Origin of the sequence: Belliella alkalica, assembly GCF_022549785.1 — a bacterium.
Lineage (GTDB): Bacteria > Bacteroidota > Bacteroidia > Cytophagales > Cyclobacteriaceae > Belliella > Belliella alkalica.
Genome location: NZ_JAKZGO010000001.1, coordinates 412,856 through 428,090 on the forward strand (window position 1 = coordinate 412,856; position 15,235 = coordinate 428,090).

17 protein-coding genes are annotated in these 15,235 nt (G+C 35.4%); 6 read left to right on the top strand and 11 right to left on the bottom strand.

Annotated elements, in window-relative coordinates; translation table 11 throughout:
* From MM213_RS01585 to MM213_RS01600, 4 genes are read right to left on the bottom strand one after another with little or no spacing between them, the layout of a single operon-like run.
* Positions 1 to 687 (bottom strand): TrmH family RNA methyltransferase, encoded by a 687-nt coding sequence (locus MM213_RS01585; RefSeq protein ID WP_241409547.1) that lies wholly within the window; start codon positions 685 to 687, stop codon positions 1 to 3.
* 29 nt (positions 688 to 716) lie between these two features.
* A complete protein-coding gene (locus tag MM213_RS01590) occupies positions 717 to 3,353 on the bottom strand; it encodes a DNA gyrase/topoisomerase IV subunit A (protein ID WP_241409548.1) in 2,637 nt (878 codons plus the stop codon).
* 34 nt (positions 3,354 to 3,387) lie between these two features.
* Positions 3,388 to 5,286 (bottom strand): DNA topoisomerase IV subunit B, encoded by a 1,899-nt coding sequence (locus tag MM213_RS01595; protein WP_241409549.1) that lies wholly within the window; start codon positions 5,284 to 5,286, stop codon positions 3,388 to 3,390.
* A gap of 29 nt (positions 5,287 to 5,315) precedes the next feature.
* Positions 5,316 to 5,813, bottom strand: a complete 498-nt coding sequence (locus tag MM213_RS01600; protein WP_241409550.1) for a DNA topoisomerase IV — start codon at positions 5,811 to 5,813, stop codon at positions 5,316 to 5,318.
* Positions 5,814 to 5,937: 124 nt separating this feature from the next.
* Between MM213_RS01600 and MM213_RS01605 the strand changes: the two genes are divergently transcribed.
* Together MM213_RS01605 and MM213_RS01610 are read left to right on the top strand one after the other, a co-directional pair.
* A complete protein-coding gene (locus tag MM213_RS01605) occupies positions 5,938 to 7,188 on the top strand; it encodes a sterol desaturase family protein (protein ID WP_241409551.1) in 1,251 nt (416 codons plus the stop codon).
* Positions 7,181 to 7,567 (top strand): hypothetical protein, encoded by a 387-nt coding sequence (locus tag MM213_RS01610; protein ID WP_241409552.1) that lies wholly within the window; start codon positions 7,181 to 7,183, stop codon positions 7,565 to 7,567. Before MM213_RS01605 ends, MM213_RS01610 begins: the two co-directional genes overlap by 8 nt.
* Before the next feature lie 252 nt (positions 7,568 to 7,819).
* On the opposite strand, the gene MM213_RS01615 is transcribed toward MM213_RS01610, so the two are convergent.
* A complete protein-coding gene (locus MM213_RS01615; protein WP_241409553.1) occupies positions 7,820 to 8,746 on the bottom strand; it encodes an ROK family protein in 927 nt (308 codons plus the stop codon).
* Positions 8,747 to 8,794: 48 nt separating this feature from the next.
* A complete protein-coding gene (locus MM213_RS01620; protein ID WP_241409554.1) occupies positions 8,795 to 9,283 on the bottom strand; it encodes a YkgJ family cysteine cluster protein in 489 nt (162 codons plus the stop codon).
* A gap of 108 nt (positions 9,284 to 9,391) precedes the next feature.
* Between MM213_RS01620 and MM213_RS01625 the strand changes: the two genes are divergently transcribed.
* Positions 9,392 to 9,751: an arsenate reductase family protein gene (locus MM213_RS01625; RefSeq protein WP_241409555.1), complete on the top strand. Its 360-nt coding sequence runs from the start codon at positions 9,392 to 9,394 to the stop codon at positions 9,749 to 9,751.
* On the opposite strand, the gene MM213_RS01630 is transcribed toward MM213_RS01625, so the two are convergent.
* Positions 9,748 to 10,575, bottom strand: a complete 828-nt coding sequence (locus MM213_RS01630; RefSeq protein WP_241409556.1) for a CvfB family protein — start codon at positions 10,573 to 10,575, stop codon at positions 9,748 to 9,750. The genes MM213_RS01625 and MM213_RS01630 overlap by 4 nt on opposite strands.
* Before the next feature lie 99 nt (positions 10,576 to 10,674).
* On the opposite strand from MM213_RS01630, the gene MM213_RS01635 reads away from it, so the two are divergent.
* Together MM213_RS01635 and MM213_RS01640 are read left to right on the top strand one after the other, a co-directional pair.
* A complete protein-coding gene (locus MM213_RS01635) occupies positions 10,675 to 11,565 on the top strand; it encodes a 3-hydroxyacyl-CoA dehydrogenase family protein (RefSeq protein WP_241409561.1) in 891 nt (296 codons plus the stop codon).
* Between the two features lie 352 nt (positions 11,566 to 11,917).
* Entirely contained in the window at positions 11,918 to 12,535 is a 618-nt protein-coding gene (locus tag MM213_RS01640) for a deoxynucleoside kinase (RefSeq protein ID WP_241275998.1), read from the top strand.
* 275 nt (positions 12,536 to 12,810) lie between these two features.
* Here MM213_RS01640 and MM213_RS01645 read toward each other — a convergent pair whose 3' ends face one another.
* The 4 genes from MM213_RS01645 to MM213_RS01660 form a co-directional block, all read right to left on the bottom strand.
* On the bottom strand, positions 12,811 to 13,458 hold the full coding sequence (locus MM213_RS01645; RefSeq protein WP_241409563.1) for a DUF7255 family protein: 648 nt from the start codon (positions 13,456 to 13,458) through the stop codon (positions 12,811 to 12,813).
* A 6-nt stretch (positions 13,459 to 13,464) separates the two neighbouring features.
* Positions 13,465 to 13,935: a DUF2452 domain-containing protein gene (locus MM213_RS01650; protein WP_241275996.1), complete on the bottom strand. Its 471-nt coding sequence runs from the start codon at positions 13,933 to 13,935 to the stop codon at positions 13,465 to 13,467.
* On the bottom strand, positions 13,913 to 14,089 hold the full coding sequence (locus MM213_RS01655) for a hypothetical protein (protein WP_241409564.1): 177 nt from the start codon (positions 14,087 to 14,089) through the stop codon (positions 13,913 to 13,915). The genes MM213_RS01650 and MM213_RS01655 overlap by 23 nt, the downstream gene beginning before the upstream one ends.
* An 88-nt stretch (positions 14,090 to 14,177) precedes the next feature.
* The gene (locus MM213_RS01660; protein ID WP_241409566.1) at positions 14,178 to 14,747 is read right to left on the bottom strand and encodes a rhomboid family intramembrane serine protease; all 570 of its coding nucleotides are present in this window, start codon (positions 14,745 to 14,747) and stop codon (positions 14,178 to 14,180) included.
* Positions 14,748 to 14,850: 103 nt separating this feature from the next.
* Between MM213_RS01660 and MM213_RS01665 the strand changes: the two genes are divergently transcribed.
* On the top strand, positions 14,851 to 15,183 hold the full coding sequence (locus MM213_RS01665) for an Hpt domain-containing protein (protein WP_241409567.1): 333 nt from the start codon (positions 14,851 to 14,853) through the stop codon (positions 15,181 to 15,183).
* Positions 15,184 to 15,235: the final 52 nt, after the last annotated feature.

Consider the following 15,235-nt stretch of genomic DNA (forward strand, 5'->3'; position numbering starts at 1 on the left):
TTATTGACTATAGTTTTTCAAAAACTCTTTTTCGTGAATCTCTGAATACTTGACTATTTCCCTGTACCATTTTGATCTTAAGAGTTCTTTTTCTGATTCACCAATGTAAAAATCAGGGATATTTGATGCAGAGGCTTTTCTTTGCAGGTCAAACAAAAAAATCGATGCCGCTACAGAAATATTGAAACTCTCTGTAAAGCCATCCATAGGAATATGAACCAATCCATCTGCCTGTGAAATCATCTCTTCACTCACCCCTTCATGTTCATTACCAAATACTAATGCGATTTTTTCATCTACTTTCAAATCATGGATTGAGATACTATCTTCACGCGGGCTGGTTGCGTAGATTTTGAAACCTTTGCTCTTCAAGTCAGAGACACAACATTCCACGGCATTCCCTCCATAATTACTATAGCGATGTATATCTACCCATTGGGCTGCTCCTCTGGTTACATAGGGATTTACTTTGTACTCTTGACTCTTTTCGACAATATATACATCTTGAATACCAAAGCAATCAGCCGTCCTAAGAACGGCTGAAGCATTGTGTGGCTTGTAGATATCTTCTAATACAACTGTAAAATAGCGTGTTCTTTTTGACAAGATCTCTTCCATCAGTGCCAGCTTATGAGGTGTAATATAGCCACTCAAATAAGCCAAGAACTCTTTTTCAATTGAATCCATAAATCTAAATTCAGATGATATATCGATTTCTAAAACAATCCAAGTTGATCCTCATCTTCCTTTTTGATATTCAAATCAATTGTTGATCCTATTTCCAAGGAATCGTCAGGATCATCAGAACCTGAATCATCGTCACTAAATTCCTGATCTATCACTTCCGGCTCAGGCGCTTTCTTTGGTTGGATCAATTCCATTTCCAATACTTGATGCGAGGAAAATTTATTTCCTACAGATTTCCATCCTTTGACATCAATCAGCATATCCAAATCATATTCATTCTCTTCTACTTCTTTGCCTTTCTGAAGTTTAGCTTTCACCTGAGGCTGTTTTTCTGTAGATATGATCTTCAAATAGGATTGCTTGTGGTCTGAAATGAAACTAAATTTCTTGTTGATAGTCGATGTTTCAATTAGGAATCTCTTTACGAAGTAAGTTTTGGAAATTCCATCATAATAGATTGCTGACACCACTTTTTGCGCATCAAATTTCTCGATCAGAAGTACATTTTGAGCTTCATATCTATTTGTCAATTCAAAAGTGGTCAATTCATATTCACCATTTTTGTAGAAAACGACGATCCTATCTTCTCCGAGGAAATTACCTATCAAAACCCCTCTTTGATCTGTATTCAACCTACCAACTGACTTATCGAAGTAAATGTCTAGGCCGCCAAGTGTAGATACACCTTCCATCTTGAGTTGGATCTTTCGGATAGGATATCTAGTGAGAATATTTCCTCCTGCTCCCCTACCTTTAATCTCTATTGAACTAAAGTCAAAATCAAATACTTTTACCCTGGCTTTTGCCCCTTGGGTTAAATAGATTGTAACAATCTCTGCTTCTCCATTTGGATTGGCTGTGAAATAGAGGACTTTAGAGCCTTTGGTGCCTTTGGTAAGTTCATATTCACGATCTCTAGTAACTGCTAGTACCTGAAATCTTTTGACCATTGCCCTACCTGTCACACCATCGAGATAGATAAGGTTATAAACCATTCTCTCATCCCCTTTTCTAAAGACTGCAACGTGAAGGATATCTTTGCCAACAAATCCTTTCTCCTGAATTCTGCTAACAATACATTTTCCATCTTTTCTGAAAACAATGATATCATCCAGATCAGAACAATCGCAGACAAACTCATCCTTTTTCAAACCATAGCCAACAAATCCGTCAGCTCTATTTACATAAAGTTTGGCATTGTTTGCTGCTACGACTGTGGCCTCAATTTGGTCAAATGTTCTAATCTCAGTTTTTCTTTCTCTTCCTTTTCCGTACTTCGTCAGCAAGTTTTCATAATACTTGATTGCATAAGCAGTAAGATGCTTCAGGTTGTAATTAACCTCTTTGAGCTCCTCTTCCAGTTTGCGCATCAATTCATCCGCCTTGAAAGCATCAAATTTCGAGATCCTCTTGATCTTGATTTCAGTTAATCTGACAATATCTTCGGTTGTGATATCTCTGTAAAAATCTGGTTTGAATGGATCCAAACCTTTGTCGATTGTTTGAATTACGGCATCCCATGTTTCACACTCCTCTATATCTCTGTAGATTCTATTTTCAATGAATATTTTTTCCAAAGAAGAGAAAAGCAATTTCTCCATCAATTCAGCCTTACGGATTTCAAGCTCCCTTTTGAGAAGCTCTTTGGTCTGTTTGGTATTGTATTGTAGGATGTCATTTACTGACAGGAATACAGGCTTGTCCTTGATGATCACACATGCATTTGGCGAAATGCTTACTTCACAATCCGTAAATGCATACAATGCATCAATAGTCATATCCGGTGATTGACCTGGAGCCAATTGGATCTGAATCTCTACATCTTTGGCAGTATTATCTACTACTTTTTTGATTTTTATCTTTCCTTTATCATTTGCTTTGATAATGGATTCAATCAATGAATTAGTCGTAGTCCCAAATGGTATATCCTTGATTAAAAGTGTTTTATTATCCCCTTCTTCAATTCTTGCTCTAACCTTTACACGACCACCTCTTTGTCCTTCATTATACTCTGAAAAGTCAGCTAATCCACCTGTAGGAAAATCTGGTAAAAGGTAAGGTCGTTCTCCTTGCAGGATTTGAATTGACCCATTGATAAGTTCAATAAAGTTGTGAGGAAGAATTTTTGTAGATAATCCCACAGCAATCCCTTCCACGCCTTGTGCTAGCAACAAAGGGAATTTGACAGGTAAAGTGACAGGTTCTTTTTTCCTTCCATCGTAAGACAGTTGCCACTCTGTAGTCTGTGGATTGAAAACTACTTCTAAGGCAAATTTGGACAATCTCGCTTCAATATAACGTGAAGCAGCAGCGCCATCTCCTGTTCTGATATCTCCCCAGTTTCCCTGCGTCTCGATCAATAATTCCTTTTGCCCCAAATTGACAATGGCATCACCAATGGACTGATCTCCATGAGGGTGATATTGCATAGATTGACCAATAATATTGGCTACTTTATTGAATCGTCCATCGTCCATTTCCTTCATGGAATGAAGGATTCTACGTTGAACAGGTTTCAAACCATCTTCTATTGCGGGTACAGCTCTTTCTAAAATTACATAAGAAGCATAGTCCAAAAACCACTCTTTGTACATTCCTGTAACTGGAACTGATTCATGCAGACCTCCTTCTTTGTCTTCTGGTTTATCGTTGATTTGATCGCTCATACTTGTTTTTGTATTTCAATACTATTGCCTTCGGTTACGCTGCTTCTTCTTCGTTTTCTTTTTGATCTTTCTCAGGATCATTATGTACAATGTCCTTTTCAATTTTCAAATTATCAATGATAAAAGTCTGTCTATCAGGAGTATTTTTTCCCATATAGAATCCTAGAAGATCAGCTATTTTGGTCTCTTTGTTTAGGATGATTGGTTCTAACCTAATATCCTCACCAATAAATGTCCCAAATTCTCCTGGGGAAATTTCACCAAGACCTTTGAACCTAGTGATCTCAGCTGTTTTCCCCAATTTATGGATAGCTCTTTGGCGCTCTTCGTCCGTGTAGCAATAGATTGTTTCTTTTTTGTTCCTCACCCTGAATAATGGCGTATCTAATATGTATAAATGCCCATTTTTTACTAAATCTGGAAAGAATTGCAAGAAGTAGGTCATGATCAACAAGCGAATATGCATACCATCAACATCTGCATCTGTGGCGATTACGATCTTTCTATACCTTAGATTTTCTATTCCATCTTCTATATTTAAAGCGTGTTGAAGAAGGTTAAATTCCTCATTTTCATACACTACTTTTTTGGTCATACCAAAGCAATTCAAGGGTTTTCCTCTCAAAGAAAAAACTGCCTGTGTTTGAACGTCCCTCGACTTTGTAATAGAACCTGAAGCAGAATCCCCTTCAGTGAGGAAAAGCATCGTATTATTCCTTTTGTCCTCATCACCTTTGGCATCATCATAGTGGACTCTACAATCTCTAAGTTTTTTATTGTGAAGATTCGCTTTTTTTGCTCTTTCATTTGCAAGCTTTTTGATACCTGAGATCTCTTTTCTCTCTCTCTCAGATTGCAAAATTCTTTTCAACAAGGCATCTGCAACAGCAGGATTTTTATGTAAATAATTATCAAGTTCAACCTTGAGGAAGTCATTTACAAAAGTCCTTAATGTCGGCCCATCTCCACCGATAGTTTGAGATCCAAGTTTTGTTTTTGTCTGGGATTCGAAAACGGGTTCTTGTACCCTTACAGCAATTGCCGCTACGACACTTTGGCGAATATCTGAAGCGTCATAATCTTTTTTGTAGAACTCTCTTATGGTTTTTACAATAGCTTCTCTAAAGGCCGCCAAATGCGTCCCCCCTTGGGTGGTAAATTGACCATTTACAAATGAGTAATATTCCTCTCCATATTGGTTGCTATGTGTAAGCGCAACTTCTATATCATTGCCTTTGAGGTGAATTATTGGATATCTAGCACTTTCTTCATCTACTTTTCTTGTCAACAAATCATAAAGTCCTCTTTCAGAGAAAAACTTCTTGCCATTGTAATTGATCGTAAGACCTGCATTAAGAAATGCATAATTCCAAATTTGGTTTTCTAGGTACTCAGGGATAAAATGGTAATTTTTGAAAACACTGGAATCTGGTGAGAAAATGATTTTTGTACCATTTCTGTCAGAAGATTTCTCTATTTTTCTATCTTCGACAAGAATCCCTTTTTCGAATTGAGCAACTTTCGTTTCTCCATCTCTATATGATTGAACTTTGAAAAAATCAGAAAGTGCATTTACAGCTTTGGTACCTACTCCATTCAGACCAACTGATTTTTGGAAAGCTCCTGAATCATATTTTCCACCAGTGTTGATTTTTGAGACACAATCGATCACCTTTCCCAATGGAATTCCCCTCCCATAATCCCTCACTTCTACTTTATGTTCAGAAATCTTGATATCAATGGTTCTGCCATAACCCATCATGTGTTCATCGATACTGTTATCGAGAATCTCCTTTACCAATACATAGATACCATCATCTTGAGCACTACCATCACCAAGCTTTCCGATATACATCCCTGGCCTAAGCCTGATATGTTCTCTCCAATCAAGTGATTTGATACTGTCTTCGGTATATTGAACGTTTTCTGCCATTTGAAATAGTTACTAATTATTGGGAAATATTATATACTGTTGGCTTGAACAGCCTTAAATTTCTGAATCAAAATCCAGAAAAGACCTCCTATCCATACCACAAACAACACTGGAATGAGATAGAAAAAAACATTGTATTGACTTGAAGCAATTTCATTTTGATTATTGATACTGTGGATAAACAACGTCATTATCGTCAAGGAAATATTGATAATACCTACAAAACTGTATATCCATGCGATCATGACATCACTTAGAAACTCTCCTTTTGGGAAAATTCTTTTGAGGTTTGTGGTACTTCCATTCTCAATCATTTTTCCTGGTACTATCATGAGCACATTCAAAACTATAAACAGGATAATTCCAGAATAAAAAAAGGTTTCTTTTGGGACACTTTTCAGGAAGCCACCATTTTCATCCAATTGATACGCCACGACATCTGATAATGAGGCGTAGATGTACAAAAATGATAGGGTGAATACCAGAACTGATATAAAATGAAATACTTTTCCAAATCGGTAATACATATGATGATAGTTTTAAGGCGCTAATATAAAGATTTATGCTTAGCAAAATCGAATAGGTTTTTTCCTTTATTCAGTTTTTATCAGTAGTTTTCAAGCAGAATTTACCCAATAACCTGAATGTAAGATGAATCTGAGTCCAGTAATAATTGCCATTCCAATATATTTTCTTTTGATGGGAATAGAGTTGATCGTCTTGAGATTTCAAAAAAATCCAAGCTACAGGATGAATGATGCTATTACGAATATTAACCTTGGAGTGGTCTCACAAGTTTCAGGTGTGTTTATAAAAGTTCTTTCAATTGGTGTTTACACTTTTCTTTACGAGCAATTTGCTTTTTTTGAGATTCAAAACAATATCTGGACCTTTTTCATCCTGTTTTTTCTCTATGATTTTTGTTATTATTGGGCACATAGAAAATCCCATGAAATCAATCTCTTTTGGGGTGGACATGTAGTACATCATTCGAGTGAGGAATACAATTTGTCAGTAGCTTTACGACAAAGTTCTACACAGACTATTTGGACATTTTTCTTCTATCTCCCTTTGGCCTTTATAGGTTTTGATCCAGTTTTCTTGGTTTTGGTATCTGGATTGAATCTTCTTTATCAGTTTTGGATCCATACAGAAGCAATTGGAAAAATGGGTTTTTTGGAAAAATTCATGAATACACCTTCACATCACCGGGTACACCATGGAAGAAATCCAAAATACATTGACAAAAATCACGGAGGGACTTTTATCATCTTTGACAAATGGTTTGGGACTTTTCAGGAAGAAGAAGAAAAACCAACTTATGGCATTACTGTTCCTGTAAATAGCTGGAATCCTGTATGGGTCAATTTGTCGCATTACGCTACGATGAAAGAGGAAATGAAGCAAATCCCAAATTGGTCGGACAAAATAAGGTATATGTTCAATAAACCTGGATGGCTGCCAGATTATCTGGGAGGATATAGAGGTGTAAAAGAAGTAGATGAAAATTACAGAAAGTTTGACACAACTGTTCCAAAAGCATTGAACTATTATGTGTTTTTTCAATATGTGGTTTTGATGGGAATCACAGCTTACTTTCTTTTTAATTTAGAAAATTTTGATTGGCCTTTGAAAGTTGGCTTGTCTTTTCTTATTGTTTGGAGTACAGTTAGCTTTTCTGGTATTTTTGAACAAAGTCGTATGTATCATGTTCAAGAAATTGCAAGAGTTGCATTGTTTCTAATAGCAGCTTGGTATATAGGTTTGGATTTCTTACCTCAAAATATAATCATCATTGTGCTTTCTATGTATGGATTCTCCTCTTACTTTTGGCTTTGGAAAAACGAAAATGTCGTCAAAAAATTCCAAAAATCCATCACCAATGAACAGCAACATGCGTAACACATTTTACCTATTAATTTTCATATTAGGTTTGGGTACATTTTCCTGCTCAGGAAAACTAGAAGTAGGAAGTCTTGATATTGAAAATTGGAAAAAGGACAGATATGGCTGTAATGGTTTGAGGATTCAGCAAATAGATGAAATCCAAAGGATAAAAAATGATTTCTTGGGTGCGAATAACCAACAATTAATCAAAACATTTGGAAGGCCAGATAGGGTAATGCTTGTTGACAAAAGCCAGAGTTTCTTTTTTTACTTCCTCGAACCGAGCGATAACTGCGACAATCATGATGAATCTAAACAACCTTTGAAGGTAATGTTTCGACTCAATGCCATCAACAAAGTCAGTGAAGTCACGATAAGTAGATTGGATCCATAAAAATTAAAGCCTTTGAAAATGATTTTTCAAAGGCTTTTTTATTTCATTGAAATAAGTCTTTTTATATAGGGTAAATAAATACTTTTGAGAATCAATAAAATTAAACATGCATTCTGGCACTTAACTGTAACCAAATAAATTGATGTATTTTAAGTCAATTGATGCACTAAAAACTAATCAACTAATAACAATAATCTGTATTATTTAGTCGGCAAATTCACCTATTGGTGTAATTACCGATAATCAAACTTTTTAATCTTCCATAAAACACAATGCAGCAGCACCGAGCGTACCTGCATTATTTTCCAAGGTTGCTTTGCTTAACTGCAAGTCTTCAACATAATACTTGGTCAAAAACTGTCTTACAGTTTTATCCAAAGCTGGCATCATGAATTCCAAGCCTGCGGAAATTCCACCACCAAAGTAAACTTCTGTCACATCTAAAATCCGGATTGTAGAAACAATCGCTTCTCCCAAAACCCTGGCTACTTCTTCAAAAACCATCAATGAAACTTGGTTTCCTTTTTTGGCAGTATCTACTAGAAGGTGTGTACCCAATTCCTGACCTACCAATTCTCCAGCAAGATCGGGATAAGCACGAATCATTCTATCCATGATTCTCAAAATCCCATCTCTACCAATGATTCGCTCCAATCCTTCGTTTCCTCTAGAAAGCATGTGCCCCATTTCCATGGCATTTCCTCTAGATCCTTTGAATACCTCTCCATTCAAAATCAATGCGCTTCCGATCCCGGTACCCATGGTAATGAATAGAAAGTTATCTGAAGGATTTGATGTTCCATAACGGAACTCACCCAAAGCGGCAGCTGCAGCATCGTTTTCGAGGAAAAACTTTGTGTTTGGATATTTCTCCAACAGTCCTTGTTTGAGATTGAATCCATTCAAAGCTGGGATGGCTGGAATTTCCAATGTAGTGGTTCTGTCTTTTGAAATAAGACCTGGTAGTCCTATACCAACTTTTTTTACTTCAGGATATTTTTCGAGATACTTCCCTACTCCCTCAATAAAACAGGTGTTAAATCCCCTCGGGTCATCTCTATAGGGTGTGGTATCTTCTTTGTCAAAAGAAACAATCTCACCTTTCTTGTTTACCAAGCCGATTTTCAAATGGGTGCCTCCAACGTCAACACCTAAAAAATGCTCTTCTTTATTATCCATAGTTATTCTTCAATAGGTTTAAAGCCCTAAAATAGTAAAGTCTTAGCTTTACTTCCTAAAATCTTTGCCAAAGTCTTGAAAAATTTCAAAGACTGCTGGACAAACAAGTGTATTTTGAAGCGAAAGATTAAGAATTCCCTGCATGTTTTTTCTATTTGTGTGCGGATACTCCCTACATGCTTTTGGTCTTTCTTGATATACAAAACAGGTATTATCATCATTCAAGAAAGGACATGGTGAACTTTTCAATACATAATCTCCATCATCGTCTCTATAAAGATAGGTATCAATAAAATCTGATGATTTCATCCTGAAAACTTTCGCCAATCTATCAATATCAGTCTGAATGAAAATTGGACTTGTAGTTTTGCAGCAATTGGCACAAGAGAGACAATCAATTTTTTCAAACTTTTCATCATGAGACTTTTCAAACATCACATCAAGTGTTTTTGACTTGATGTTTTTCAGCTTCTCCTTGGTCTTTTTGTTGCTGTTGTACTCAGCCTTACTTTTTATATTGAAACTTTCTAAATCCATTATCAACAATCACATATATAACATACTGCTACTGAAAATAAAATAATCATTTAATTTTGATTTAACTTAGAATAACACTATATTAAATTTCAATTAATCAATAAAATCATGAAAATGCACCCAAACGAACTGTTCTTTTACTACAATCCTACACATAGTGTTGATAAGCAAGTAAGAGCCTATGCGCATGCAGTAGCAAACCATGTAAATTTAATTGACATGGATAAGGAAAAGATCACTACAACTGGTTGGAGGTCAATTCTTGATAAATTATCCATGCGTCCCAAGGATCTTCTTAATAGAGCACACCCTGACTATCAAAATCATATTGCCGGCAAAACCTGGGATGATGATAGCTGGTTGCAGATCTTAGTGCGATATCCACATTTGATAAAGGCTCCTATAGCCATTATGAAAAACAAAGCAGTGCTTTGTACTTCTCCAAATCAAATACTCAAATTAAATTAGACAAGTTCAATCCCATTATCTAAAATTTTGATTATCTTAGCTTTATACAATTGACCAATAGATTGCTTAAAGTGCTTTTTACTCATTCCCAATAACTCTTTGATGGATTCAGGGGATGATTTATCATGAAGGGGCAAAAATTTCTTTACTTTTAAAACAGAAAGGATTTTTTCAGCCCCTTCCTCGTATTTTTCCCTCCCGATAGGTTCCAATCTCAAATCCAATTTCCCATCTTCTCTCCTCTTTTTGACAAAAGCTCTTACCTTATCGCCCAACTCAATTGTTGTAAACACTTCATTTTTATAGATTAAACCCTCAAAGGCATTCTCAATCAAAGCTTTGAAACCCAAATCTGTCTCGGCAAAAATCAATGCCTCTACTTCTTGCCCTTCCTCAAATCCTCTAGTCTCCAGCTCCAAAAAGTCTTCATACTTACTAACTCCTATAAGTCTGTCAGTTTTGAAATCCATGCATACACGAACTAGGTACTTTTCACCTTCCTCCATGTCTACATGCATTTCCGATTTGGGAACGAATAGATCTTTGGGTAAGCCCCAGTCCATAAATGCACCAAATCGGGTGATTTCTTTGGCTTCCATCACTGCAAATTCATCCAACAATGCTACTGGTCGGTTAGTTACTGCAACTGGACGATCTTCACTATCTGTATATACAAATACTTCAACTTCCTGACCTTCTTTGAAATCTTCCTGTAAATAGCTCTTAGGTAATAAAACTTCCTCACCATCGTGAAGTGCCAAATAAGCCCCGTTGGCTGTAAACCTATTGATCAATAGGCTATTGATTTTCCCCAATTCTTTCATATCCCAAAGGTAATTAAATTACTTGAAGTAGAAATTGGAAAAGGAGGCGAATCGATTTAGATTTGAAAATCGAAAAGATCATATAAACCCATTTTATACATGAAAAATATAGCAGTAATCGGATCAGGAACCATGGGCAATGGTATAGCACACGTATTTGCCCAGCATGGATACAAAGTCTCGATGATAGATATCAATCAGAATGCTTTGGAGAAAGCATTAGCCACTATCAGCAAAAATCTTGACCGTCAAGTTTCCAAAGGATTGCTTTCTGAAACTGATAAGGCAAACACTTTAGCAAACATTGAAACATTCACTTCTACTGAAGAAGGGGTGAAAGATGTCGATTTGGTAGTCGAAGCAGCGACTGAAAACGTCAATATCAAATTAGACATTTTCAGGGAATTGGATAAATTATGTCCTGAACATACCATTTTAGCTTCCAATACTTCGTCGATCTCTATTACCAAAATAGGCGCGGTTACTTCAAGACCAGATAAGGTAATTGGAATGCATTTTATGAATCCAGTTCCAGTGATGAAGTTGATCGAAGTAATCAGAGGCTATGCTACCTCAGATGAAGTGACAGAGCAAATAATGGAATTATCTCGAAAGCTGGAGAAAGTCCCTGTCGAGGTAAATGACTATCCTGGTTTTGTAGCAAACAGGATTTTGATGCCAATGATCAATGAAGCAATCTACACCCTCTATGAAAGTGTAGCTGGTGTTGAAGAAATCGATACTGTGATGAAATTGGGAATGGCACATCCAATGGGCCCTTTGCAACTGGCAGATTTCATTGGTTTGGATGTATGTCTTTCTATATTGAGAGTGCTTCATGAAGGCTTTGGTAATCCTAAATATGCCCCATGCCCTCTTTTGGTAAATATGGTTGAAGCAGGATTCAAAGGAGCAAAAACAGGAGAAGGATTTTATAAGTACATAGCAGGAAGCAAAGAGGTAGTTGTTTCTTCACAGTTCAAAAAGTAAAATACAATTATCCTAAATGGCACCTGAAGGTAAGATCAACACTTAGTAAAATCATGCGGATAAATTCAACTGTCAACTGAAAACAGCATCTAAAAGTATTGTAAACACATTACTTAAGTTGCTACAGGTATCTAGTTGGAAATACAAAAAATAGAATCATACAGAATTATTATTCAATGTCGTTTAGTTAAGAAAACAGACCTGCCAGATTTAAATCTTTTATTGGTCTTCCCTGACAAATTAGAGACCTTTACTAATTTAATAGAAAACCTGGCAGGTCTTATCTAAATGGCATTGAAATGTTATTAAAGAGACCATTATAAAAGGTCTCTTTCAAATTTATTTTAAGGAAATGCATATAGCGGTATCAGGAAATATTGGTAGTGGAAAAACTACCCTAACAGAAAAACTTGCCAAACATTATGGCTGGAAAGCTGAGTTTGAAGCAGTGGACAACAATCCATACTTGGCAGATTTTTATGAAGATATGAAAAGGTGGTCATTCCATTTGCAGGTTTATTTTCTTAATAGTCGCTTCAATCAGATCAATTTGATCCAAAATAGCAATATTTCCATCATCCAAGATCGGACGATCTATGAAGATGCCTATATTTTTGCAGCCAATCTTTACAAATCCAATTTGATCAGTCAGCGAGACTATGACAACTATCTTAATCTATTCCATTCGATGATCAATTTTGTGAAAGCTCCGGATTTATTGATCTATCTGAAAGCTGATATCCCGAAACTTGTCGGACAAATTGAAAAAAGAGGAAGAGATTATGAGAACGCTATCAGAATTGATTATCTAAAAAACCTCAATTCACATTATGAGGATTGGATCGCTGCCTATGACAAAGGTAAATTGTTGATCGTAGATGTAAATGATATGGATTTTGTAGCAAATCAAGAAGATTTTTCTGCCATTGTTGGACAAGTCGATCGTGAGATTTTCGGTTTATTTTCCTAAAATTGGTTATCAGTGAATAGTGGATTGGGTTATCAGTGAATATTGGATTGAGTGATCAGTCAATTAGGGAATAGTAAATTGAGATATAGAGTTATATGAGTTGATAGTTTTCTAAATTATTGGTCGATTAGTTACTAAATCATCTACTCAAAAACCAATCAACTATTTTATTTAATTAACCAACAACTAAATCAACTATTTCACTGAATTAACTAATAACTAATTATTAAATAAAGTAAGTCTTGAAAACTAATCCAAAGCTTATAAATTCATCATTAAACCAACTTCCTAAACAACCAATTCTTAATTGTTTGATAAGTTTCTTCTTTTGGGTTAAGGAGCAAATCATCAATTTTTTTCAAACTACCTCCTGTCATGATATTTTCATAAACAGGGATTCTTATAAGTTTGTAACCATGTAGTCTTGTCAGCAAATCGTATTGGGCATCATTGTATGCATTGAGCTTCCATCCTGCGGAGCCATTGCCTGACAAGTCCCCTGGCTCTTCAGATTTTCCAAAAACCTTCGACGCTATGGGAGGTCCAAACCAAATCCTTTCCTGTAATCCTGCTTTCAAACAGTCCTTTTCAAATGTTCTGCAAAGTCGCTTGTACCCATCAGACCATGAATATGAAAATGTATCATAAAGATCTGTTTTCAAAGTAGATAGCCTGTATCTATTGAAGTGAACTTGATCGTCATAAACAAACAAAAATCTGTTTATTTTAAAATCAAACTTTAATCTTTCTAACATAGGCAAATGGTGACCATCTCCTCCTAAGGTTTCAAAAATCTCTGCAAGTAAAACTTCACCTTTTCCATTGAGATATTCGTTATTTACCTCAATATAGAAGTCCTCTTCTATCTGAAATTCAGAATCTTTTAAAATTTGGATAAGATTATTTACTTTAATTTGATGCACTTTTTGTTAGGAGTTAGATGTACCCTCCCGCAAGATTTCCCATGTATGGTCAGCGAGAAGTTTGATTTCTGCCACAAAGCTAGCAAAACCTTTTTTCCTACCCCATTCTTCTGGTGCAATCATGCTCAAAAAATCTGTACCATCCTCTTTTTCATATAAATAATAAATATGATTGATCAATGGCTCAAAACTTATACTTGCTTGATAAATTCTCTCTGAAACCTCTACCCTTTTTTGGATCAATTTTGCTTGATCAGCCAAAAGCTGCATTTGCTGATAGATTTGAGCCATTTGCATGTCTGTTTGGGAATGCATGGCTGCTACTGCTCTACCAGTAATCTTCCCTTTGTCCTCAGGCCTGATGATCGCACCACCGGAAGTGTGTGCATAAGGCAACAATCCCGGATTCTCGGTAGTCATTTCCTTCATCCTATCGAGATCAATTTTATCTACATCAATTTTTTGTTTTTTGCTCATCTACTTTTAGGCTATCACTTGGAGCTATTCTTTCTTTTAAGTTTCCTTTTGCACCAGGAAATGTGGTTCTGGAAGAAATATCATAACCAATCCATAACATGGCTAATAAAAATAATCCTGCGATTATCAGAAAGATCAGCTTATTCTTGTTCATAATTATTGGTATCCTAACAGCTTATTGACGTATTCGGTTTTCAATTGTGCAAAAATAGTACAATCAAGATGGATAAAAAACTCAAATGTCAGACTTTTCTGCTCATCCAAAATGCCGTGACGACACCCACACATGCTCCTGCTAAATGTGATTCCCATGAAATTCTACCATTACTTGGAAGTACTCCATAAATGATACTTCCATATAGTAAAATAATGAAAATGGAAATAATGATTGTTTTATATGTCCCTTTGAACAAGCCTAAAAAAATCATAAAAAAAACCAATGCGTAAACTAATCCACTAGCGCCAATATGATAGTAGGGTCTTGCACTTAACCATACAATCATGTTAGTTACAAACAAACAGCTTAAAAAAACTTGATTGGCTACCTTTTCATAAAAAAAATATAGCATAGTAGTCAATACAAAAAATGGAAATAAATTCGTCAATAAATGACCAATATTACCATGCAAAAATGATGAAAACAGTATTCCTGGTAAATGTATAACACTAAGAGGTAATATCCCCAAAAAACTTAATTTGAGATTAAGACTAACTTCAAGTAAAAATACAAGAATCATCAACAATGCTAATCTTGTTGGCACCACTAAACTCTCATTTAATTTTTTTAAAAATTTTTGTTTGTGAAATGCCATACTACTTTTTTTTAAAAAAATGATTATCTTCCGTTCTGTTCTTATTATTTCTCAACACCAAACATTCTAACAATTTTGAATGTTTTCAATTTCCTTTACAAATATGTACCAATATATTAATCCACAATCAATTTTTCAGTACTTCGGGGATGATGACAAGGAAATGATAAGAGAAATGATTCAAATAATTTTAAAGACAAACTTACATGAACTTAAGCAAATGCAAGATCAGTATGATGTTAATGACTTTGGTACTATTCAAAAAAAATGTCATAAAGCGAAACCATGCATGAGCTACATAGGAGCATTAGAAACAAAAAAAATCCTCGAAGTAATAAATGAAGATTCAGAAAATTCTCTCGAACATTACCAACAATTAAGAAGTAACATTGAAATTATTGAAAAAGAGTTAAATGATTTTCTTGAGAAGTTGTAAACTCTTCTGTTATTTCAACCATCCATAATTTTTTTTCTCTTTTTGATTTCAG

Coding starts and splice junctions, on each gene's coding strand:
- MM213_RS01660 (WP_241409566.1), bottom strand. CDS start 14,747: ATGGCATTTCACAAACAAAAATTTTTAAAAAAATTAAATGAGAGTTTA.
- MM213_RS01615 (WP_241409553.1), bottom strand. CDS start 8,746: ATGGATAATAAAGAAGAGCATTTTTTAGGTGTTGACGTTGGAGGCACC.
- MM213_RS01585 (WP_241409547.1), bottom strand. CDS start 687: ATGGATTCAATTGAAAAAGAGTTCTTGGCTTATTTGAGTGGCTATATT.
- MM213_RS01600 (WP_241409550.1), bottom strand. CDS start 5,813: ATGTATTACCGATTTGGAAAAGTATTTCATTTTATATCAGTTCTGGTA.
- MM213_RS01640 (WP_241275998.1), top strand. CDS start 11,918: ATGCATATAGCGGTATCAGGAAATATTGGTAGTGGAAAAACTACCCTA.
- MM213_RS01595 (WP_241409549.1), bottom strand. CDS start 5,286: ATGGCAGAAAACGTTCAATATACCGAAGACAGTATCAAATCACTTGAT.
- MM213_RS01655 (WP_241409564.1), bottom strand. CDS start 14,089: ATGAACAAGAATAAGCTGATCTTTCTGATAATCGCAGGATTATTTTTA.
- MM213_RS01665 (WP_241409567.1), top strand. CDS start 14,851: ATGTACCAATATATTAATCCACAATCAATTTTTCAGTACTTCGGGGAT.
- MM213_RS01620 (WP_241409554.1), bottom strand. CDS start 9,283: ATGGATTTAGAAAGTTTCAATATAAAAAGTAAGGCTGAGTACAACAGC.
- MM213_RS01625 (WP_241409555.1), top strand. CDS start 9,392: ATGAAAATGCACCCAAACGAACTGTTCTTTTACTACAATCCTACACAT.
- MM213_RS01605 (WP_241409551.1), top strand. CDS start 5,938: ATGAATCTGAGTCCAGTAATAATTGCCATTCCAATATATTTTCTTTTG.
- MM213_RS01630 (WP_241409556.1), bottom strand. CDS start 10,575: ATGAAAGAATTGGGGAAAATCAATAGCCTATTGATCAATAGGTTTACA.
- MM213_RS01635 (WP_241409561.1), top strand. CDS start 10,675: ATGAAAAATATAGCAGTAATCGGATCAGGAACCATGGGCAATGGTATA.
- MM213_RS01650 (WP_241275996.1), bottom strand. CDS start 13,935: ATGAGCAAAAAACAAAAAATTGATGTAGATAAAATTGATCTCGATAGG.
- MM213_RS01590 (WP_241409548.1), bottom strand. CDS start 3,353: ATGAGCGATCAAATCAACGATAAACCAGAAGACAAAGAAGGAGGTCTG.
- MM213_RS01610 (WP_241409552.1), top strand. CDS start 7,181: ATGCGTAACACATTTTACCTATTAATTTTCATATTAGGTTTGGGTACA.